This window comes from Paenibacillus sp. MT124 (assembly GCF_058792755.1).
On sequence record NZ_CM179500.1, the window covers coordinates 291719 to 313267 of the forward strand.

Below are 21549 nucleotides of genomic sequence, written 5' to 3' on the forward strand. Positions count from 1 at the left end.
GCTATACCCCAATTGTATACTTGGACAATTACGTTTGAAGAGAGTGTGTTTATTCCATCCGGAGAGGACTGTGGCAATCCATGACAACGTATTTTGATGAACCGCAGAGTATGTACTACCGTTTTGGAGAGGATCAGGATCAGATATTGAAGGTGCTGGCTGAGAGGTATATCGGTGCCAACGCGCAAGCTGACTTTGTATATCGGGTGTTCCAGAAGTCGGGTATTCTGCAGAATGAGAAGGGGTTATATGATTTCAATCTGAGTGAACGATTCACGGATACCCACAAAGGACAAGTAGCCTATGCCGCAGCCCTGGTATGGGGAGATGAGACTCGAAACCTGGATGTGCTTATTCGCTGCTACGGGCCTGTTCGTTTCTATTTTAATGATCAGCTGGTGTATCGCTCAACGGTAATGGACGAGATTAATCCGGACGCCACGGTAAAATTGGGGATCGACATCAAGCCCGGCTGGAATACGTTATTGCTTGAAATGAAATATACCCCTGCCGGTTTTGGATGCCAGTTTGGTTCGGATGAAGGGAAAGTGCGCATTTTGAATGTGCTTGCGCCTTTTCAGGAACGTCAGGGACAAGCTGGATGGATTTACACGAAGCCTGTTGATCAGGAAGAAGCTGCCCGCGCATTCAGTACTTCATCCCCATACGGAAATATTGAACCTAATTGGAACCTGTTTGGACGGGAACAGGATGATATATTTGAGTGGTTTCCGAATAGGGAGTGGTCCATTGAACAGCAGGCCAGACCGACATTGGAGCGATTATATGGACATGTTCCTGGACAGCGGGCCTACGCTTGGACGCGAATAAACAATAGGGACTCGGTGGGAAGCCTTATAAGTTTATCCGGCCATTCTTCCGGACCGCTAACGATATGGGTAAATGGGAAGCCAGCTGTACAGTTACAGAAAGCAGGATCATTCGAGTCTGAAATACAGGCATCATATGGTCAGAACGATCTATTAGTATGCAGCGAATGCAGCGCGATTACCGGGCCATGGAGTTTCACTTTGAACGCAGCCGTGAACGGGAAGCCGCTTGAATTGGAACTGCCCAAACATGTGCATGGAGCTTCAGGGGAGAAGTGGATGTATGTTGGTCCTTTCCAAGCTGGAATGGAGCCGGAAGTGCAAGATTTATTGCGGACAGACCGTGTGTACAGGATAAATGTTTCGCCGGGCAGCTATGAAGTCGATAACCCAAACAAACATGCGGAGCATACGTATTGGCAGCTGGATCAGCCAGATGCATGGATTCGCCCGTATTATGAAAATGCAATGCTTAGCAATAAGTGGACGGTTGGCAGTGTGACCAATTACGGCCGCTGGGATTATCCGCTGGGTGTAACGGTTTATGGACTACTGCAAACTGGGCGTTATCTGGATCGACCCGATATCATTCGTTATGCAGCAGAACATGTGCAGGCATGCACCCGAATGTATGATTACTCGCTATGGGATCGGGAACAATACGGCTTCCCGGCGGTTAACCAGCAGCTGGTCATGATGAAAATGCTGGATAACTGCGGCTCTTTTGGTTCAGCCATGCTTGAGGCGTACTCGGAATGCCAGGACCCCACTTTTGTAACGATTGCCGAGCGTATTGCTGATTTCATGCTCTTCCGGTTGGAGCGGCAGGAAGACGGTGCGTTTTACCGTGAGTGTATTGGGGAATTTGCCGAGAATACCATGTGGGCAGATGATCTTTACATGAGTACCCCGTTTCTGGTTCGGTATGCTCGTCTGACAGGGGAGCAATCAGCGCTGGACGAGGCAGCCAGACAATTTATACTTTATCGCAAATATCTGTTTATGCCTGAGTTCAAAATGATGTCTCATGTATATGATTTCAAATATGAACAAGCAACTCATATTCCGTGGGGGCGTGGGAACGGATGGACACTGTTTTCCCTGACCGAAGTATTGGAGGCTTTGCCTGTAGAGCACCCCGATCGCCCGGCATTAATCCGGTTCTTTAATGAGTTGTGTGATGGTTATGCAGCTTTGCAGGGAGAGGGAGGATTATGGCATCAGGTGCTGAATGATGCAAACACGTACCAGGAAGCTTCCTGTACCGCCATGTTTGCATATGGGTTTGCGCGGGGCGTTCGCTTCGGCTGGTTGGAGCAGCCAGAGCGTTATATTGAAGCTTCAGAGCGGGCATGGAGTGGATTGACCCGGACAGCTATCGACCGCCAAGGCAATGTACACGGGGTATGCAGTGGGTCCAGATATGCTTTTACGGCGGAATACTACGATAAGGATCTGCTGACTGTAACGAATGATAACCATGGTATTGGCATTATGATGCTGGCAGGTACCGAAGTGGCGAAAATGAAAGAGCACTTGGCTAGGCAGACCACACCACCTGCAACAGTGACGCAACCCTCAATGTGAGAGAAGATGAGGTCTCCCATGGAGATGATGCATTCGTGACATGACAAACCGCCGGAGAATTTACTCCGGTGGTTTTTACTCCCTAACCCCTTACTTTTTTGACAGGAAAGCTTACTTTTGTTTATGTCATGAGCGGTAATACGCCGTTACAATAGTTTTGTAAGCGATTCCATAATAAAAGGGGAGAAAATTCATTCATGTTGATCACTAAAAAATGGGTAACCCTGTTCTGCATGTCCCTGTTGTTATTGGCTACAGCCTGTTCCGGAGCATCTTCCGGGTCTACTGCTGCATCTGGTGAGGAAAGTGAGGAAGCTGCCTCGGGCAGCATTCAGCTGCGCATGACCTGGTGGGGATCACAGACTCGCCATGATCTGACGACCAAAGTGATCAAATTGTTTGAAGAGAAACACCCCGGTATTACGATCAAACCGGAATACTCCGGATGGGATGGATATTTTGATAAGCTGACCACGCAGGTAGCCGGTTCGAATGCACCGGATATTGTACAGATGGATTACGCTTTTCTTACCGACTTTGCCCGGCGTGGTGCACTTCTCGACCTGACCCCATACAGCGAGAGTAAAGAACTCCGTACAGATGATCATGACGCGAGCATGCTCAAAGCCGGATCGATTGATGATAAATTATACGCAATTACGTTAGGCGTAAATGCACCCGGAGTCATTTACGACGCGACTCTGTTTAAGGAACTTGGAATTGAAGAGCCTCAGGAGAGCTGGACATGGAAGGACTTTAGCGATATTGCAGCCAAGATTGCTGCAGAAAAGGGTGAAGGTTTCTACGGATCAGCGGATGTATCGGGAACGACCAACATGTTTGAGGTGTTTATTCGTCAAACAGGCAAGGGACTATTCGAAGGTGGGACGATGGCGGCAACCCATGAGGAGCTTCAGCAGTGGTTTGACATGTGGGGAGCCCTTCGCGAGAATGGGGGCGTTACCCCTGCCGAAGTGACGGCGTCCACAACCAACGCATTGGAGACACGTCCGATCTCGCTGGGTACGGCCGCGATGGATTTTGCATGGTCCAACCAATTATTAACGTTCCAGCAGGTGAACAAAAACCAGGATCACAAGCTTGGCATACAAGTGCTCCCGCATGGCGAGAACGAAAAACAAATCGGTGAATACCTGAAAGCAGGCCAGTTCCTGTCGGGTTACGCCAAAACCAAACATCCGAAGGAAGTGGCCATGTTTATTGACTTCATGGTGAACGATCCGGAGGCAACTGCCATTCTCGGCTCCGAGCGGGGAGTACCCGTCAACTCCAGCATTCGTGAGAAAATGCAACCTACGCTGCCTGAAGCGGAGCAAGCTATCTTCCAGTTTATCGACGTCGTATCCAAAAACTCCAGTGAAATTGATCCGCCTTACCCGCAGGGATTTTCCGAAGTGGATACCAGCTTCAAGAGTGCAAGTGAGCAGATCGCCTTTGGTCAAGGCAGCACATCGGATGTGATTGCCCAATTCATTGAAGGCGCCAAGGCAACACTTGCATCGAGTCAATAGAGCCTTGAACAGATCCGGACTTCAAATTCCGCGGGGAGGTTGCGAAGATGAGTACAACACAGATCGGTCAAGCCCGAACCGAGCGTATGACAGCCCGGCGGGTGAAACGGAGGTATGCCCATAGTGGAGCAGCACTTCTGTTTCTGGCCCCATGGCTGGTTGGGTTATTGTTTCTGACCCTAGGCCCAATGTTGGTTTCATTATACATTTCGTTTACAGACTACAGTATCCTGGCCGCCCCTTCCTGGGTCGGTCTGGGTAACTACACGACCATGTTTACATCGGATAAGCTGTTTATCCAGTCGCTGAAGGTGACCTTTACGTATGTTGCTGTGTCCGTTCCGGTTAAATTGATCTTTGCCTTGCTTGTCGCGATGCTGCTTAACAAAGGAATTCGCGGGCTGGGTATTTACCGGACCGTATATTACATCCCCACCTTGCTTGGAGGCAGTGTGGCCATCGCCATGTTATGGCGCAAAATGCTGGGTGGCGACGGCCTGCTCAATGGCGTGCTTGCCATGGTGGGGATCAAGGCACCGGATTGGGTGGCTAATCCGAAATATGCGCTGTATTCCATCGTGCTGTTATCCGTATGGCAGTTCGGATCATCCATGATTATTTTCCTGGCAGGCCTGAAGCAAATTCCACCTGAATATGACGAAGCTTCTGCGGTAGACGGTGCTGGTCCGCTCCGGCGTTTCTTCAATATAACGCTGCCGATATTATCGCCGGTTATCTTTTTCAATCTGGTCATGCAGCTGATCACCTCCTTTCAATCGTTCACGCAAGCCTTCGTCATCAGCAATGGAAGCGGGGGTCCTGTAAATTCAACATTGATGTATTCCCTATATCTCTATAAGAAGGGATTCTCCTTCTTTCAGATGGGTTATGCATCGGCGATGGCCTGGGTGCTGGTAATCCTGATCGGCGTGTTTACATTGCTGGTATTCCGCAGCAGCAAGCTGTGGGTCCATTATGAGGATGGTGGGAAATCATGATTGGACAACGGAATTCTGCTGTTTGGGTCATGGCGAAACATATTTTGATTTCAGGAATTGCCCTCGTCATGCTGTATCCAGTGCTCTGGATGCTGGGCAGTTCGTTCAAGCCGGGACATATGATCTTCACGGAGACGTGGTTCTGGCCGCAGGAATGGAACTTTCAAAATTACATGAACGGCTGGACGGGAATCCAGGGTAACCCGTTCTCCCGTTTCCTGACCAACTCCATTGTTCTGTCACTGGGTGCGGTGCTGGGCAATGTGGTCTCTTGCTCAATGGCGGCGTATGCCTTTGCAAGACTCGATTTTCGTTTCAAGGCAGTCTGCTTCGGTCTGATGTTAATGACGATCATGCTGCCACATCATGTGACGCTGATCCCGCAGTATATCCTGTTCAACCATTTGGAATGGGTGAATACGTACCTGCCTCTGGTGGTGCCCAAATGGCTCGCCACGGATGCCTTCTTTATTTTCCTGATGGTTCAATTCTTCCGCGGTCTGCCCAAAGAGCTGGATGAGGCGGCAACCATTGATGGCTGTGGACCCGTCCGCATATACACGAAGGTCATTATTCCGCTGGCCTTTCCGGCGCTGGTGACCACGATGATCTTTACCTTTTTGTGGACATGGGATGATTTTTTCAGTCAACTGATCTATCTGAGTGATGTCAGCAAATACACAGTACCGCTGGGGCTGCGCTTGTTCCTGGATTCCAGCTCCCAATCGGATTGGGGTCCGATGTTTGCCATGTCGGTGTTATCGCTCGTGCCTTGTTTCATCGTATTTATGGTCTGCCAAAAGTACTTCGTGGAAGGGATCGCGACCTCCGGGCTCAAAGGGTAATTTTCAAACGAAATGAGTTGGTTTCATGGGGAAACGAAGATTATCCCTGTTTATCAATCACAAACTGCAGCAAAGCAAGCTCACCACGCTGATGGTGACTTGCTTTATTGCGTTTAACCTGCTGCTTGTATCGGGCATCGTCTGGCTGGCGTATCAGTCTTTTTCTACCGTAACTTTTACCGAGATTAGCAAAGCACGGCTTGCACTCCTTAACGAGAGCACCCGGCGCGGTTTTGATTTTATTACTGGAGTGACAGGAACCGCCTATTCGCTGGCGAGCAACAGAGAGCTCTCAAGTTTGCTGGAGACGGCAGGAACAGGGAGGCTTACACAAATTCACCAAAGACGGGAGTTAGCCAAAATACTGGACCATACGCTTGTTGTTAGTGAAGGCATCACCTCCGTTGAATTGTATACGGATGCGTTTAATGGGGTTAACGTCACGATGGCTGACCGGATCTTTCCAGTAGATACGATTGCAGGGGACGCATGGTTCACAGCTCTGGAACATGCAGATGCAGCCTGGGTACCTCTGCGGGAAAATGAATCAGGACATTCCCTCGTTGGTTATGCCCAGCGGATCTTCGACAGTCGTGGCAGTACGGCGGCCTATGTCCTCATCCGTTTGAGTCGTGCCGATATTGTACGCCGATTTGCAGACATGCCCATGGTATTGGATGGACAGGTGCTGCTCGTGGACACGGCCGGTAACGTCATTATGCAGATGGGTGAAGCAGATCCGGTAAGGGCTTATGACCAACGTTCCAGTGGTCATGAAGATGCAGTTGTCGCTGACTCGCATCTGCCAGTGGATGCAGCCGCTCGGGGTACGCTACCGGTCGTGGACAGTGAATGGATTCAAGAGCATGCCCAGCAGAATGAAGATGGATTTGAGGTGGTATCAGGCGATGGTGGCGGTGCGCAGCTCGTGCTGTATTCCAAGCCCGCTACACTTCAGTGGCGTTTGGTACAGACGATTCCTGTACATACACTGCTATCTCCGGTCAGGTATGCCGGATGGCAGGTGCTTGGTATTGCTGTGGTCGGACTGGTATGTTCAGCCGTATTCGCGTATTTGTTTGTCCGGCGCATTATCCGGCCCCTTCGTCAGCTGATTAAGCGAATGAGACAGCTTGAGAAGGGTGACTTTGAAACCAGGGTACAGCTCTCGTTTACCCAGGAGTATGCTCATCTGGCTTATGGCTTCAATCATATGGCTTCCAGACTGACGGAATTGATGAACCAGGTGAAGGAGGAGAGCCGCGCCAAGCGAGAGGCCCAGACAAGTCTGCTGGAGGCACAGATCAAACCTCACTTTCTCTACAATACACTGGATATGATCCACTGGCGTGCGCTTGATTATGAAGCCAAAGATATTAGCCGCATGATTGTTCAGCTCAGCAAACTTTTACGCATTGGCCTTAGTGGAGGTAAAATGTTCATTAAAATTCGTGATGAGCTGGAGCATGCACGTTGTTATGTCAGCATTCAGGCCGAAAGATTGCCTTTCTCCATTCAATATGCAGAACAGATCGATCCGCGTGTCCGGAGCTGTTACATCCCCAAAATTATTTTGCAGCCTTTTATTGAAAATGCCGTCATACATGCAAATCCCAAAGATGAGACACTTCAAATCCGTGTGGAAATATGGGAAGAGACTGAGGATCCATCCAGGGTCGTTATTCAGATTATGGATAATGGTCAAGGTTTACCAGAAGAGTGGGGGCTGGAAAGTTCATCAGGTATCGGTGTAAGAAATGTACATCAGCGCATTCAGTTATATTGTGGCAAGGGATATGGCGTTCATTTACGTACAGGTAGCTCGGGTGGTGTGCAAGTAACGATCTCACTACCGCGTATTGAGACGGAAGAGCAGTTAAATCTCTGGCTGGACGGTGAAAACATATGAAAACCATCATGCTTGTAGATGACGATCCACATATGATTAAGGCTTTAACCGAACATATTGAGTGGCCTTCTCTGGGTCTGAGAATTGCAGGCACAGCTTCCAACGGTGTAGATGCGCTTGAACAATTCGAGCGGCTGCGCCCTGATCTGATCATGACCGATGTTTACATGCCAGGGATGACAGGGTTGGAGGTAACACAGGCACTTCGCCGCAATTATCCTCATCTACCGATTATTATTTTAAGTGGATACGACGAATTCGAGAATGCTCGGGCCGCCATGCGGTGGGGAGTGAATCATTTTCTGCTGAAACCGGCAGAGGTGGAAGAGATTGAATCTGTGCTGCGTGAAGTTCTGCTGGAACAGGAGGTGCGAGAGCGGCATGAGCGGCTGGAGCGGACATACAAGCAGGAGATCGGGAAGGTAGTTCCCTACTTGCGCAAACAGTTTCTGCATGAACTCCTGACCACACGTTATCAGGCCAATGAGCTGCCTAGCGAACGTATGGCTTACGTGGGCATTCCCTTGTCTGCGCAGGTAAGCGCAATAAGTCTGCAGCTGAATCGCCCCGGATTTCTGACGAAGATGAAAGAGCGTGACTGGCAACTGCTCCGCTACGGGGCGGCTGATATTATTCAGGAAACGATCAAGGAACAATCGGTGCGCTTGCCGAACAGTCAGGTAGAGATCCTGGATTATTCAGATCAGGTTTTTGTGCTGCTTCTTTTTGGCGGAGATGAGCTGCTTGATGAGATGTACTCCCTTGTGGAAAGGATGATTGAGCAAGTATTTACGTATCTCAAAATGGAGATGAGCGCTGGGATTGGAACAACCAAAAATCATCTGTGCGGGGTAATGGACTCTTATTTGGAGAGCAGAGAAGCACTTGAGATGGCGGAATTTGAGGGAGGAAGCCGAATCTATTTATATAACTCCATCCAAAGAGTGGAAACGAGTGTACATGATTATTCTATGCTGCTGCAGCAATGGAACGAGTCATGGGCAGACATGAAGATTGATTTGGCAGAAGAGGCGTGGCTTTTAATCCACCAGATGTTTAAGGTTGGCAAGTGTACTGGCCTTCAGGATGTACAGGTGGTAGCCGTAAGTCTTTTTAATACCTTAATCCACAGTTGGAATAGACAATATCCCTTGTTACGCCCGCCAATGGCCATGAGCGAGTTTCTCAGGGATATTCAAACCAAATATTCGTTGCAGGATCTGCTATGCTGGATGGATGCATTTATTGGAGAATGGATCGAGCATACACGGAAAGAGATGACGGAGAAAAAGAGCAATAAACTTGTCGATCAGGTGAAACAGTATGTGGAGCAGCATTATGCTGAAGAAATCAGTTTTGAGGCTATAGCGAAGGGACTTTTTGTACATCCAAAATATCTGAGCCAGCTATTCAAAAGGATAACCGGGGAAAATTTCGTGGGTTATCTAAACGGATATCGAATTCAAAAGGCGATAGAGCTGCTGCAATCTGGTCATTACATGGTCTACGAGGTTAGTGAGATGACGGGGTTCCGAAACGCGACGTATTTTAGTCAGGTATTCAAAATGCTTACGGGCAAAAGTCCATCCGAATTTGGATAGGAGATAGAGGGAAGGGTAGATATGAAGATTCATACACAGGAGTTTATCATAAAAGGAATGGCTTTTTCGATTAGATCGGCAGAAGAGAGGGATGCAGAGTCGTTATCTTTGCTTCGTGTACAGATCGATGGAGAAACGGAGAACATGGACCGGGAGCAGGGCGAAGCTTATATCGATACAGCGGGGTTCAGGAATATTATCCGTTTGGACACAGAGAAAGATCGAAACTTGTTTCTTGTGGCTACTGTGCAGGATGAGATTGTTGGGTACGCCAGATGTGAGGGGTCTGACCTGAAGCGGTTTTCCCATAGAGTTGAGTTTGGCTTGTGTGTTGCTCGAAATTACTGGGGCTATGGCATCGGAAATAAACTGCTGGAATCGTCACTCCATTGGGCTGACAGGAGCGGTGTTGAGAAAGTGACGCTGACTGTATTAGAAACCAATGATAGAGCAATAGAGCTATATCAAAGAATGGGTTTTGGAATTGAAGGTGTGTTGAAAAAGGATCGCAGACATGCGAACGGGGAGTACTACGATACGATTGTGATGGGTAGATTCGGAAACAAGTAGGGGGGATTGGCAGTGGTTGGGCCACCTAATCAGATATCTAACCATCGGCTTCTACTATTAATAGATAATATATAACGTAGTAGGTGATTTGTAGTAGATCATATAAGTTGTATCAAAGCATTCAGAATGCTTTCAACAGCGAATCCAGAAATGCTTCCGGAAAAGAAACAAGTAAGTCTTACCTCTACTGTAACAATACATGTCTACCTAATGAATGGATTGGGATAGATGTTGACTTCTGTCTGATAAGTATAGATATAGTCTGTACATTGATGACTGCAGGAAAATGGTCAAGGTATCTGTATAAATCTATTCTTTTTTCGATATTAGAATTTGGGATATTTTACATGTAGTAATTACTCTTTCAGCATGGTATATTCTAATTCCGGCCAAGAAAACACGAGAAACACGGTGCGGTAAGCTAGCTTAACAAGCTTCGAAAGAAACTTCAAAAAAGTGCTTGCCAAATTGGTTCGGACATGATAAGATATAAAAGTTGCTGAAGAGAAAAACACTCGGACGCAAACGAAGTTTGATCTTTGAAAACTGAACAACGAGTGAGTAAATGATCTTGCTTGCAAGATCAACAAATGAGATTTTTAATCTCGTCAGATTCAAAATGAGCTAATCGCTCTTTTCAATACTTTATTGGAGAGTTTGATCCTGGCTCAGGACGAACGCTGGCGGCATGCCTAATACATGCAAGTCGAGCGGACTTGATGAGAAGCTTGCTTCTCTGATGGTTAGCGGCGGACGGGTGAGTAACACGTAGGCAACCTGCCCTCAAGTTTGGGACAACTACCGGAAACGGTAGCTAATACCGAATATGTGCTTTCTTCGCCTGAAGGGAGCTGGAAAGACGGAGCAATCTGTCACTTGAGGATGGGCCTGCGGCGCATTAGCTAGTTGGTGAGGTAACGGCTCACCAAGGCGACGATGCGTAGCCGACCTGAGAGGGTGATCGGCCACACTGGGACTGAGACACGGCCCAGACTCCTACGGGAGGCAGCAGTAGGGAATCTTCCGCAATGGGCGAAAGCCTGACGGAGCAATGCCGCGTGAGTGATGAAGGTTTTCGGATCGTAAAGCTCTGTTGCCAGGGAAGAACGTCCTTGAGAGTAACTGCTCAAGGAGTGACGGTACCTGAGAAGAAAGCCCCGGCTAACTACGTGCCAGCAGCCGCGGTAATACGTAGGGGGCAAGCGTTGTCCGGAATTATTGGGCGTAAAGCGCGCGCAGGCGGTCATTTAAGTCTGGTGTTTAATCCCGGGGCTCAACCCCGGATCGCACTGGAAACTGGGTGACTTGAGTGCAGAAGAGGAGAGTGGAATTCCACGTGTAGCGGTGAAATGCGTAGAGATGTGGAGGAACACCAGTGGCGAAGGCGACTCTCTGGGCTGTAACTGACGCTGAGGCGCGAAAGCGTGGGGAGCAAACAGGATTAGATACCCTGGTAGTCCACGCCGTAAACGATGAATGCTAGGTGTTAGGGGTTTCGATACCCTTGGTGCCGAAGTTAACACATTAAGCATTCCGCCTGGGGAGTACGGTCGCAAGACTGAAACTCAAAGGAATTGACGGGGACCCGCACAAGCAGTGGAGTATGTGGTTTAATTCGAAGCAACGCGAAGAACCTTACCAGGTCTTGACATCCCTCTGACCGTCCTAGAGATAGGGCTTTCCTTCGGGACAGAGGAGACAGGTGGTGCATGGTTGTCGTCAGCTCGTGTCGTGAGATGTTGGGTTAAGTCCCGCAACGAGCGCAACCCTTGATCTTAGTTGCCAGCACTTCGGGTGGGCACTCTAAGGTGACTGCCGGTGACAAACCGGAGGAAGGTGGGGATGACGTCAAATCATCATGCCCCTTATGACCTGGGCTACACACGTACTACAATGGCCGGTACAACGGGCAGTGAAGCCGCGAGGTGGAACGAATCCTAAAAAGCCGGTCTCAGTTCGGATTGCAGGCTGCAACTCGCCTGCATGAAGTCGGAATTGCTAGTAATCGCGGATCAGCATGCCGCGGTGAATACGTTCCCGGGTCTTGTACACACCGCCCGTCACACCACGAGAGTTTATAACACCCGAAGTCGGTGGGGTAACCGCAAGGAGCCAGCCGCCGAAGGTGGGATAGATGATTGGGGTGAAGTCGTAACAAGGTAGCCGTATCGGAAGGTGCGGCTGGATCACCTCCTTTCTATGGAGAATCGTTTCCCGTAGCGGAAACATTCAAATCTAAAATCTAGCCAGGTCGGCTAGTTACTCACTCGTTGCTCAGTTTTGAGAGCTCAAACTCTCAAAACAGCTTGCTTTTGCATGGAGCTTGTTCTTTGAAAACTAGATATCGAAACGAAAATTGCGAATTAGAACATTCCTTTTAGCTGAACTTGTGTACAAACAAGTTTCAATAAATAGTGATACTGTATGAGCGAGTGATCGAATGGAACGACTTTTGGATTTGCGCAAGCAAACCAAGGGAAGAGACAGCTCGAACACGAGCGAATTGGTTAAGCTACTAAGAGCACACGGAGGATGCCTAGGCGCTAGGAGCCGATGAAGGACGTGGCGAACAACGATACTGCCTCGGGGAGCTGTAAGCAAGCTTTGATCCGGGGATGTCCGAATGGGGAAACCCAGCTGGGGTAATATCCAGTTACTCATAACTGAATACATAGGTTGTGTAGAGGCATACCAGGGGAACTGAAACATCTAAGTACCTTGAGGAAGAGAAAACAATAGTGATTCCGTCAGTAGCGGCGAGCGAACGCGGAACAGCCCAAACCAGAGAGCTTGCTCTCTGGGGTTGTGGGACGTCTCACATGGAGTTACAAAGGAACCGGTTAAACGAAGAGGTCTGGAAAGGCCCGCCAAAGAAGGTAAAAGCCCTGTAATTGAAAGTCTGTTCCCTCCGAGACGGATCCCGAGTAGTGCGGGGCACGTGAAACCCCGTATGAATCCGGCAGGACCATCTGCCAAGGCTAAATACTTCCTAGCGACCGATAGTGAAGCAGTACCGTGAGGGAAAGGTGAAAAGCACCCCGGAAGGGGAGTGAAATAGAACCTGAAACCGTGTGCTTACAAGAAGTCAGAGCCCATTTTAGGGGTGATGGCGTGCCTTTTGTAGAATGAACCGGCGAGTTACGTTCCCGTGCAAGGTTAAGGTGAAGAGCCGGAGCCGCAGCGAAAGCGAGTCTGAATAGGGCGAGTTAGTACGTGGACGTAGACCCGAAACCGGGTGATCTACCCCTGTCCAGGGTGAAGGTGCGGTAACACGCACTGGAGGCCCGAACCCACGCACGTTGAAAAGTGCGGGGATGAGGTGGGGGTAGCGGAGAAATTCCAATCGAACTCGGAGATAGCTGGTTCTCCCCGAAATAGCTTTAGGGCTAGCCTCGGAAAACAGAGTCGTGGAGGTAGAGCACTGATTGGGTGCGGGGCCCGCAAGGGTTACCAAGCTCAGTCAAACTCCGAATGCCATAGACTTACTTCCGGGAGTCAGACAGTGAGTGCTAAGATCCATTGTCAAAAGGGAAACAGCCCAGACCATCAGCTAAGGTCCCCAAGTGTGTGTTAAGTGGGAAAGGATGTGGAGTTGCACAGACAACCAGGATGTTGGCTTAGAAGCAGCCACCATTGAAAGAGTGCGTAATAGCTCACTGGTCGAGTGACTCTGCGCCGAAAATGTAACGGGGCTAAACACACCACCGAAGCTATGGCTTGATGCTTGCATCAGGGGTAGGGGAGCGTTGTATAAGGGTTGAAGGTGTACCGTAAGGAGCGCTGGACATTATACAAGTGAGAATGCCGGTATGAGTAACGAAAAGATCAGTGAGAATCTGATCCGCCGAAAGCCTAAGGGTTCCTGAGGAAGGCTCGTCCGCTCAGGGTAAGTCGGGACCTAAGGCGAGGCCGAAAGGCGTAGTCGAAGGACAACAGGTCGAAATTCCTGTACCACCGTAAATCGTTACGAGCGATGGGGGGACGCAGTAGGGTAGTGACGCAGGCTGATGGATGCCTGTCCAAGCAGTAAGGCTGATGTGTAGGCAAATCCGCACATCATAAGGCTGAGCTGTGATGGGGAGTGAAAATTACAGTAGCGAAGGTCATGATCTCACACTGCCAAGAAAAGCCTCTAGCCAGATGAAGGTGCCCGTACCGCAAACCGACACAGGTAGGCGAGAAGAGAATTCTAAGGCGCGCGGAAGAACTCTCGTTAAGGAACTCGGCAAAATGACCCCGTAACTTCGGGAGAAGGGGTGCCCCGGTAGTGTGAATAGCACGAGGGGGCCGCAGTGAAAAGGCCCAAGCGACTGTTTAGCAAAAACACAGGTCTGTGCGAAGCCGTAAGGCGAAGTATACGGGCTGACGCCTGCCCGGTGCTGGAAGGTTAAGGGGAGCGGTTAGGGAGTAATCCCGAAGCTGTGAACCGAAGCCCCAGTAAACGGCGGCCGTAACTATAACGGTCCTAAGGTAGCGAAATTCCTTGTCAGGTAAATTCTGACCCGCACGAATGGCGTAACGACTTGGGCGCTGTCTCAACGAGAGATCCGGTGAAATTTTAATACCTGTGAAGATGCAGGTTACCCGCGACAAGACGGAAAGACCCCATGGAGCTTTACTGCAGCTTGATATTGAATTTGGGTACGATCTGTACAGGATAGGTGGGAGCCTTTGAAGCATGAGCGCCAGCTTGTGTGGAGGCACCGTTGGGATACCACCCTGATCGTATCTAGGTTCTAACCTGGTGCCCTTAGCGGGTACGGGGACAGTGTCAGGTGGGCAGTTTGACTGGGGCGGTCGCCTCCTAAAGAGTAACGGAGGCGCCCAAAGGTTCCCTCAGAATGGTTGGAAATCATTCGAAGAGTGCAAAGGCATAAGGGAGCTTGACTGCGAGACCTACAAGTCGAGCAGGGACGAAAGTCGGGCTTAGTGATCCGGTGGTACCGCATGGAAGGGCCATCGCTCAACGGATAAAAGCTACCCTGGGGATAACAGGCTTATCTCCCCCAAGAGTCCACATCGACGGGGAGGTTTGGCACCTCGATGTCGGCTCATCGCATCCTGGGGCTGAAGTAGGTCCCAAGGGTTGGGCTGTTCGCCCATTAAAGCGGTACGCGAGCTGGGTTCAGAACGTCGTGAGACAGTTCGGTCCCTATCTGTCGTGGGCGTAGGAAATTTGAGAGGAGCTGTCCTTAGTACGAGAGGACCGGGATGGACGTACCGCTGGTGTACCAGTTGTTCCGCCAGGAGCACCGCTGGGTAGCTATGTACGGACGGGATAAGCGCTGAAAGCATCTAAGCGTGAAGCCCCCCTCAAGATGAGATTTCCCAGTATGTAAGACCCCTTGAAGACGACGAGGTAGATAGGCTGGGGGTGGAAGTGCAGTAATGCATGGAGCTGACCAGTACTAATCGGTCGAGGGCTTATCCAAATTGCAGGTTTTAGTCGCAAATTTCGTTTCGGATCTAGTTTTCAGAGAATGATCTCTGAGTATAGCAGCATCGTTTGGTGGCGATGGCGGAGGGGTTCCACACGTACCCATCCCGAACACGACCGTTAAGCCCTCTAGCGCCGATGGTACTTGGACCGAAGGGTCCTGGGAGAGTAGGACGCTGCCAAGCGAGACCCCACTGGGGTATTTTTTTTCGAGTTTTTGATAAGGGCCCTTAGCTCAGTTGGTTAGAGCGCACCTCTGATAAGGGTGAGGTCGGTGGTTCGAGTCCACCAGGGCCCACCATACAAGTTTTATGAAATTATCGAGGTCCCCGGAAAGTAATCGGAATAAACCTCGAAGCTACACTTCACTTTGTGGGGTAAAAAAACATGGGGCCATAGCTCAGCTGGGAGAGCGCCTGCCTTGCAAGCAGGAGGTCAGCGGTTCGATCCCGCTTGGCTCCACCATTCCCTGATAGCTCAGTTGGTAGAGCACTCGACTGTTAATCGAGTTGTCACAGGTTCGAGTCCTGTTCGGGGAGCCAGTAAGGCCCGTTGGTCAAGGGGTTAAGACACCTCCCTTTCACGGAGGTAACAGGGGTTCGAATCCCCTACGGGTCATAGCATTACTTTTTAAAGCATTAAGGGGATGAGAATCCCAAAGGTTCGTCGGAGGATTATCTTCGTTAGCAACTGCTACGCAGTCTCGAACGAAGTGAGAGTATCCCCTACGGGTCATAGATATGGAGGCTTAGCTCAGCTGGGAGAGCATCTGCCTTACAAGCAGAGGGTCGGGGGTTCGAGCCCCTCAGCCTCCACCATATACGCCGGTGTAGCTCAACTGGTAGAGCAACTGACTTGTAATCAGTAGGTTGGGGGTTCAAGTCCTCTCGCCGGCACCATTAATGCCTGGAACCGTGGTGTAGTTGGCCTAACATGCCTGCCTGTCACGCAGGAGATCGCGGGTTCGAATCCCGTCGGTTCCGCCATCTTTATTTTGCTTCAGGGATGAGAATCCGTTTTTGGGTTCGTCGGAGCATACACTTCGAGAGCATCAGCTTCGCAGTCTCGAACGAAGTGAGAGTATCCCGTCGGTTCCGCCATTAATCTAAAATTTAATAAGGCTCGGTAGCTCAGTCGGTAGAGCAGAGGACTGAAAATCCTCGTGTCGGCGGTTCGATTCCGTCCCGAGCCACCTTTTAATCCTGGAGGATTAGCGAAGTGGCCAAACGCATCAGACTGTAAATCTGCTCCCGTACGGGTTCGGTGGTTCGAATCCATCATCCTCCACCAGTTTTATGAGTCATTAGCTCAGTTGGTAGAGCACCTGACTTTTAATCAGGGTGTCGAAGGTTCGAGCCCTTCATGACTCACTTTTATATATGCGCGTGTGGCGGAATTGGCAGACGCACTAGACTTAGGATCTAGCGTCTTTGACGTGGGGGTTCAAGTCCCTCCACGCGCATCCCTTATACGCGGACGTGGCTCAGCGGTAGAGCATCGCCTTGCCAAGGCGAGGGTCGCGGGTTCGATTCCCGTCGTCCGCTCCAATTAAATATGCGCCCTTAGCTCAGCTGGATAGAGCGTTTGACTACGAATCAAAAGGCCGGGAGTTCGAATCTCTCAGGGCGCGCCATTTATAACTTCATATGCCGGCGTGGCGGAATGGCAGACGCGCTCGACTCAAAATCGAGTGGGAAACCGTGGAGGTTCGAGTCCTCTCGCCGGTATAACATAACGGGATGTAGCTCAGCTTGGTAGAGCACCTGGTTTGGGACCAGGGGGTCGCATGTTCAAATCGTGTCATCCCGATATTATTTTCGCGGGTGTAGTTCAATGGTAGAACTTTAGCCTTCCAAGCTAATAGCGTGGGTTCGATTCCCATCACCCGCTTACCGATATAGAGAAAAAAGAGATGATCATGATCATCTCTTTTTTTTGTGCTTTTAGGGTTTTCACCAGACTACATGCTCTCTGCAATTACATCCTTTTGAACTTGAACAAATACAACTCACCCTGTGACATGTTGATTGATAGCGTATAGATCAGATTAGCCCTCATTTTTCATAAAACGCTTACAAAAATATCTTGCCTATTTAGCCATGATGTAATACTATACCAATTAAGCGCTTAACCTTTACGGGTAAAGCGCTTAAACTTAACCTAGATTAAGCGCTTTACCCGTAAAGGGAAAGGAGACGAAATCCATGACAACGATCCGGCTGACCATGGCCCAGGCACTGCTCCGCTATCTGGATCAGCAGTATATTTCCGTAGATGGTGTTGAGACCAAATTCGTGAAGGGTGTTATCGGTATTTTCGGACACGGTAATGTTACAGGAATAGGAGAGGCACTGGAACGCAGCCCAGGAAGTCTGACGTACATGCAAGGCAAGAATGAACAGGGTATGGTACACACTGCAGCGGCTTATGCCAAGCAGAAGAATCGCAGGCAAATATACGCATGTACCACATCGATCGGTCCAGGTGCGTTGAATATGATTACCGCAGCTGCAACAGCGACCGTGAACCGGATTCCTGTACTTCTGCTTCCTGGAGATAACTTTGCCACACGTGAGCCAGACCCGGTACTGCAACAGCTTGAGGTGAGCAGTGATTACACCGTCTCGGCTACAGACCCTTTTAAAGCGGTCAGCAAGTATTGGGATCGCATTGTACGTCCTGAACAGTTGATGATTGCTGTAACACATGCAATGCGTGTTCTCACGGATCCAGCGGAAACGGGAGCGGTCACGCTGGCACTGCCGCAGGATGTGCAGGCAGAGGCGTACGATTACCCGGAAGCGTTCTTCGCCCGCAAGGTGCATTACCTGGACCGCCGCCCCCCGGTTCAGGCAGCCATTGAACGGGCTGCGGAACAGCTGGCCCGTGGAAGAAAGCCGCTGCTGGTTGCTGGCGGCGGTGTGTTGTATTCCGAGGCGTCTGTTCAGCTCGCTGCCTTCGCCGAGGCATTCGGCATTCCGGTTGCCGAGACCCAGGCTGGCAAGAGTGCACTGTCCTGGGACCATCCACTCAACGTGGGGGCCATCGGGGTTACAGGCTCCCTGGCGGCAAACCGTCTCGCGAGAGAAGCAGATGTTGTGATCGGCGTCGGCACCCGGTTCTCGGATTTCACGACGGCGTCCCGATCCGCTTTTCAGCATCCAGAAGTGACATTTATCAACCTGAACCTGAACGGTATGGATGCAGCCAAGCTGGGCGGGGAAGCCATCCTGGCAGATGCAAGGGAAGGTCTGCAAGCCCTGCAAACGGCAATGCAGGAACGGAGATACCGTAGCGGCTACGGCCCATCCGAGGTTGCTGATCTGCGGGTTGAATGGAACCGAGAAGTAGATCGGTTGTATGAACTAAAGCACGAAGCCGGCTTGGCACAGACCACCGCCGTTGGAATTATTAATCGGACCATTGTTCCATCTTCCATCATCGTGTGTGCGGCAGGAAGCCTGCCCGGAGATTTGCATCGCCTGTGGCGAGCAGCAGCACCGAAGACGTATCACATGGAATATGGCTTCTCCTGTATGGGCTATGAGGTGAGTGGTGCGTTTGGAGCAGCACTTGCCGAGCCGGATCGGGAAGTATATGCCATGGTTGGTGACGGTAGTTACCTGATGCTGCATTCCGAGCTGGTGACCAGCCTGCAGGAACAGAAGAAGTTCACCATTTTGCTATTCAATAACAATGGATTCCAATGCATTCATAATTTGCAGCGCGAGCACGGCAGTGACGGATTCGGCAACGAGTTTCGTTATAGGGAATCGGGGAGTGGACGACTGACAGGGGATTACCTGCCGATGGATTTTGCAGCACATGCCCGCAGTCTGGGAGCACAAGCATATCGAGCGGAAACAGCAGAGCAGCTGGAGCAGGCGCTCAGGGATGCTAGGAATGAGAGCGTGACGACACTTATCGAGATTCCGGTTGTACCAGGGACAAATGCAGGAGGATATGAATCCTGGTGGAATGTTGGCGTGCCGGAAGTATCAACGGAACTAAAGGTGGTAAGTGCTCATCATGCCATGCAAGCCAGACGTGCCAAAGCAAAGCTCATTTAATTCAGCACTGTATATATCTGAACAGACAAGATGCTGAACTCAAATAAAGGAGATGTGGAGCCATGAACAAGCTGCCATTTCAGCTCGGGATTCATCCGATCAACTGGGTCGGCGAGGATGTGAAGGAGCATGGAGACAACACGACGTGTGAGCAGATTTTGGATGATATTCAGCGACTCGGACTGACTGGTACGGAGATGGGGCGCAAATATCCAACGGATCCAGCCGCACTGCGTGAGGAACTAGATAAGCGTAATATCCGTCTCGTTTCCCAGTGGAAGTCGGTATTGCTCTCCGACCCGGCATACCGGAAATCAGAGCTGGACAGCTATCGCAGACACACGGAGTTTCTGCAATCGATGGGTAGTACGGTGATTAGTACAGCAGAGGTCGGGGGTTCCCTGCATTTTGATCCACGGCGGACTCCGCATGAGAAGGAAGTGCTAAGACTCAGTGATTCCGAGTGGCACATCCTTGCTGAAGGGTTGAACGAGGCTGGTGCCATTGCACGAGAACATGGATTGAAACTAACATACCATCACCATGGTGGCACCGTAGTGGAACGGCCGGAGGAGATCGACCGGTTGATGGAATTGACCGATCCTACTCTCGTTTACTTGCTTTATGACACGGGTCATGCCTACTACGGGGGAGCTGATCCACTTGCTCTGCTGCGTAAGCATTATGACCGGATTGCCTATATTCACTTAAAAGATATCCGTCCGGATGTTCTGGATGAGGCACGGGCAGCACAATCTGATTTTGTCGGCTGTATACGCAAAGGGGTATTTACTGTACCCGGGGATGGATGCATTGATTTTGCACCGATTCTGCAGGAATTGGTTGATCGGGGATACGATGGGTGGGCGATGCTTGAAGGCGAGCAGGATCCTGCCATTCATAACCCATATGAGTATGCGAAACGTTCCCTCTTGTACATGAATTCATTAATTAGGTAGACCATCTAATTCGGCATGAGTTTATTATGATTTCCATAGGGTTAGGTAACGAAGGTGTTTTTCATAGGTGCATATCAAAATACCAATGTAGACAGAAGGTGTATTCGGAGAGAAGAGTATGATTTATCTGGATCGTTCAGCACCTTCAATCTAGAACACTATTCCATTTACAGAAAGGGGTTCTGAGCCATGGCTTACGTTTCCTTTCCTGCTTCCAGGAAGACGGATTTTACCGCAATCGGAAGACTATGCATTGACTTAAACGCCAATGAGATTAACCGTCCGATGGAAGAGACGATGACGTTTACGAAGTATGTAGGTGGATCTCCGGCCAATATTGCGATTGGCATGTCCAGGCTCGGCATGGAGACGGCCTTTATCGGGAAAATCGCCAATGACCAGATGGGAAGGTTCATCCATAGTTATCTGGAACGCAACGGAATTGATACGTCCAATGTGGTAACCGATGACACAGGAGCAGTGACAGGGCTTGCTTTTACCGAGATCAAAAGTCCAACCGACTGCAGCATACTGATGTACCGAGACCATGTAGCTGATCTGCTGTTACAAGCCCGTGAAGTGCAGGAGCAGCTGATCGAGGGTTCCAAAGTACTGCTAATTTCCGGAACGGCTCTTGCCCAGAGTCCATCTCGTGAAGCGGTATTTCAGGCACTAACGTATGCAAAAAAACATGGAACCGTCATTGTATTTGATCTCGATTATCGTCCCTACACCTGGACATCGGCGGAAGAAACAGCAGTGTATTACAACCTTGCAGCTGAAAAATGCGATATCATCCTGGGTACCCGTGAGGAATTCGACATGATGGAGACGTTTGACCATAATACACAGCGCAGCGATCAGGTGACCTCGCAAAAGTGGTTTGACTACTCAGCAGAAATTGTTGTTATCAAGCATGGCAAGGAAGGATCCATTGCCTATACCCGCGAGGGGTTATCCCATCGTGCAGACAGCTACCCAGCGCGTGTGGTGAAAACATTTGGAGCTGGCGACTCCTATGCAGCAGGATTCCTATACGGATTAATGCAGAACTGGACGATTGAACGCAGTATGGCGTACGGCAGTGCAGCAGCGAGTATCGTCATTTCTAGTCACAGCTGCTCGGATGCGATGCCAACGGTGGAACAGGTGAATGACTATATTGAGCGCTGTAATCGGGGCGAGATTATAGTGTCCTGAATTACTAAGGA

General features: G+C 50.1%; 10 protein-coding genes, 16 tRNA genes and 3 rRNA genes. All 29 read left to right on the forward strand.

Translation table 11 applies throughout. The features are described 5' to 3' along the window. Window positions 1–80 precede the first annotated feature (80 nt). The 29 genes from AC3RCI_RS01335 (at window position 81) to iolC (ending at window position 21538) form a co-directional block, all read left to right on the forward strand. On the forward strand, window positions 81–2417 hold the full coding sequence (locus AC3RCI_RS01335; RefSeq protein ID WP_492527348.1) for a glycoside hydrolase family 88/105 protein: 2337 nt from the start codon (window positions 81–83) through the stop codon (window positions 2415–2417). Between the two features lie 197 nt (window positions 2418–2614). Beyond that, window positions 2615–3949, forward strand: coding sequence for an ABC transporter substrate-binding protein (locus tag AC3RCI_RS01340; protein ID WP_492527349.1), 1335 nt, complete (start codon window positions 2615–2617; stop codon window positions 3947–3949). A gap of 86 nt (window positions 3950–4035) precedes the next feature. Beyond that, entirely contained in the window at window positions 4036–4947 is a 912-nt protein-coding gene (locus AC3RCI_RS01345; RefSeq protein WP_162010007.1) for a carbohydrate ABC transporter permease, read from the forward strand. Further along, window positions 4944–5792 carry a carbohydrate ABC transporter permease gene (locus tag AC3RCI_RS01350; protein ID WP_492527350.1) on the forward strand — a complete coding sequence of 283 codons (849 nt, stop codon included), beginning with the start codon at window positions 4944–4946 and terminating at the stop codon, window positions 5790–5792. The genes AC3RCI_RS01345 and AC3RCI_RS01350 overlap by 4 nt, the downstream gene beginning before the upstream one ends. Before the next feature lie 25 nt (window positions 5793–5817). Next, window positions 5818–7701: a cache domain-containing sensor histidine kinase gene (locus AC3RCI_RS01355; protein WP_492527351.1), complete on the forward strand. Its 1884-nt coding sequence runs from the start codon at window positions 5818–5820 to the stop codon at window positions 7699–7701. Next, window positions 7698–9302, forward strand: coding sequence for a response regulator (locus AC3RCI_RS01360; protein ID WP_492527352.1), 1605 nt, complete (start codon window positions 7698–7700; stop codon window positions 9300–9302). The genes AC3RCI_RS01355 and AC3RCI_RS01360 overlap by 4 nt, the downstream gene beginning before the upstream one ends. Before the next feature lie 21 nt (window positions 9303–9323). Next, entirely contained in the window at window positions 9324–9872 is a 549-nt protein-coding gene (locus tag AC3RCI_RS01365) for a GNAT family N-acetyltransferase (protein ID WP_492527353.1), read from the forward strand. A gap of 645 nt (window positions 9873–10517) precedes the next feature. Further along, window positions 10518–12069, forward strand: a 16S ribosomal RNA gene (locus AC3RCI_RS01370). A 308-nt stretch (window positions 12070–12377) separates the two neighbouring features. Continuing rightward, window positions 12378–15304: ribosomal RNA gene (locus AC3RCI_RS01375) — 23S ribosomal RNA — on the forward strand. A gap of 73 nt (window positions 15305–15377) precedes the next feature. After that, window positions 15378–15494: ribosomal RNA gene (rrf, locus tag AC3RCI_RS01380) — 5S ribosomal RNA — on the forward strand. Together the 16S, 23S and 5S rRNA genes with 16 tRNA genes alongside form the textbook arrangement of a ribosomal RNA operon. 39 nt (window positions 15495–15533) lie before the next feature. Continuing rightward, window positions 15534–15610: transfer RNA gene (locus tag AC3RCI_RS01385), tRNA-Ile, on the forward strand. An 88-nt stretch (window positions 15611–15698) separates the two neighbouring features. After that, a tRNA-Ala gene (locus tag AC3RCI_RS01390) sits at window positions 15699–15774 on the forward strand. Window position 15775: 1 nt separating this feature from the next. After that, window positions 15776–15851 (forward strand) — tRNA-Asn (locus AC3RCI_RS01395). A 4-nt stretch (window positions 15852–15855) separates the two neighbouring features. Next, a tRNA-Glu gene (locus AC3RCI_RS01400) sits at window positions 15856–15927 on the forward strand. Between the two features lie 124 nt (window positions 15928–16051). Further along, window positions 16052–16127 (forward strand) — tRNA-Val (locus AC3RCI_RS01405). A gap of 5 nt (window positions 16128–16132) precedes the next feature. Beyond that, a tRNA-Thr gene (locus AC3RCI_RS01410) sits at window positions 16133–16208 on the forward strand. A 9-nt stretch (window positions 16209–16217) separates the two neighbouring features. Further along, window positions 16218–16295, forward strand: a tRNA-Asp gene (locus AC3RCI_RS01415). Window positions 16296–16428: 133 nt separating this feature from the next. Then, window positions 16429–16501, forward strand: a tRNA-Phe gene (locus AC3RCI_RS01420). A 12-nt stretch (window positions 16502–16513) separates the two neighbouring features. Beyond that, window positions 16514–16599, forward strand: a tRNA-Tyr gene (locus AC3RCI_RS01425). Window positions 16600–16606: 7 nt separating this feature from the next. Beyond that, window positions 16607–16679 (forward strand) — tRNA-Lys (locus AC3RCI_RS01430). Between the two features lie 11 nt (window positions 16680–16690). Next, window positions 16691–16771, forward strand: a tRNA-Leu gene (locus AC3RCI_RS01435). Between the two features lie 10 nt (window positions 16772–16781). Next, window positions 16782–16856: transfer RNA gene (locus AC3RCI_RS01440), tRNA-Gly, on the forward strand. Window positions 16857–16865: 9 nt separating this feature from the next. Continuing rightward, window positions 16866–16942, forward strand: a tRNA-Arg gene (locus AC3RCI_RS01445). A gap of 15 nt (window positions 16943–16957) precedes the next feature. Continuing rightward, window positions 16958–17036 (forward strand) — tRNA-Leu (locus AC3RCI_RS01450). Window positions 17037–17044: 8 nt separating this feature from the next. Further along, window positions 17045–17118, forward strand: a tRNA-Pro gene (locus tag AC3RCI_RS01455). 10 nt (window positions 17119–17128) lie between these two features. Continuing rightward, window positions 17129–17199, forward strand: a tRNA-Gly gene (locus AC3RCI_RS01460). A gap of 314 nt (window positions 17200–17513) precedes the next feature. Then, window positions 17514–19379 (forward strand): 3D-(3,5/4)-trihydroxycyclohexane-1,2-dione acylhydrolase (decyclizing), encoded by a 1866-nt coding sequence (iolD, locus tag AC3RCI_RS01465; protein WP_492527354.1) that lies wholly within the window; start codon window positions 17514–17516, stop codon window positions 19377–19379. A 62-nt stretch (window positions 19380–19441) separates the two neighbouring features. After that, entirely contained in the window at window positions 19442–20338 is an 897-nt protein-coding gene (gene iolE, locus AC3RCI_RS01470; RefSeq protein ID WP_492527355.1) for a myo-inosose-2 dehydratase, read from the forward strand. 189 nt (window positions 20339–20527) lie between these two features. Further along, window positions 20528–21538, forward strand: a complete 1011-nt coding sequence (gene iolC / locus AC3RCI_RS01475; RefSeq protein WP_492527356.1) for a 5-dehydro-2-deoxygluconokinase — start codon at window positions 20528–20530, stop codon at window positions 21536–21538. The last annotated feature ends 11 nt before the right edge of the window (window positions 21539–21549 follow it).

Excerpts from the sequence above, each read along its gene's own strand:
- AC3RCI_RS01335 (WP_492527348.1), top strand. The coding sequence starts at position 81 with ATGACAACGTATTTTGATGAACCGCAGAGTATGTACTACCGTTTTGGA.
- AC3RCI_RS01340 (WP_492527349.1), top strand. The coding sequence starts at position 2,615 with ATGTTGATCACTAAAAAATGGGTAACCCTGTTCTGCATGTCCCTGTTG.
- AC3RCI_RS01345 (WP_162010007.1), top strand. The coding sequence starts at position 4,036 with ATGACAGCCCGGCGGGTGAAACGGAGGTATGCCCATAGTGGAGCAGCA.
- AC3RCI_RS01350 (WP_492527350.1), top strand. The coding sequence starts at position 4,944 with ATGATTGGACAACGGAATTCTGCTGTTTGGGTCATGGCGAAACATATT.
- AC3RCI_RS01355 (WP_492527351.1), top strand. The coding sequence starts at position 5,818 with ATGGGGAAACGAAGATTATCCCTGTTTATCAATCACAAACTGCAGCAA.
- AC3RCI_RS01360 (WP_492527352.1), top strand. The coding sequence starts at position 7,698 with ATGAAAACCATCATGCTTGTAGATGACGATCCACATATGATTAAGGCT.
- AC3RCI_RS01365 (WP_492527353.1), top strand. The coding sequence starts at position 9,324 with ATGAAGATTCATACACAGGAGTTTATCATAAAAGGAATGGCTTTTTCG.
- iolD (WP_492527354.1), top strand. The coding sequence starts at position 17,514 with ATGACAACGATCCGGCTGACCATGGCCCAGGCACTGCTCCGCTATCTG.
- iolE (WP_492527355.1), top strand. The coding sequence starts at position 19,442 with ATGAACAAGCTGCCATTTCAGCTCGGGATTCATCCGATCAACTGGGTC.
- iolC (WP_492527356.1), top strand. The coding sequence starts at position 20,528 with ATGGCTTACGTTTCCTTTCCTGCTTCCAGGAAGACGGATTTTACCGCA.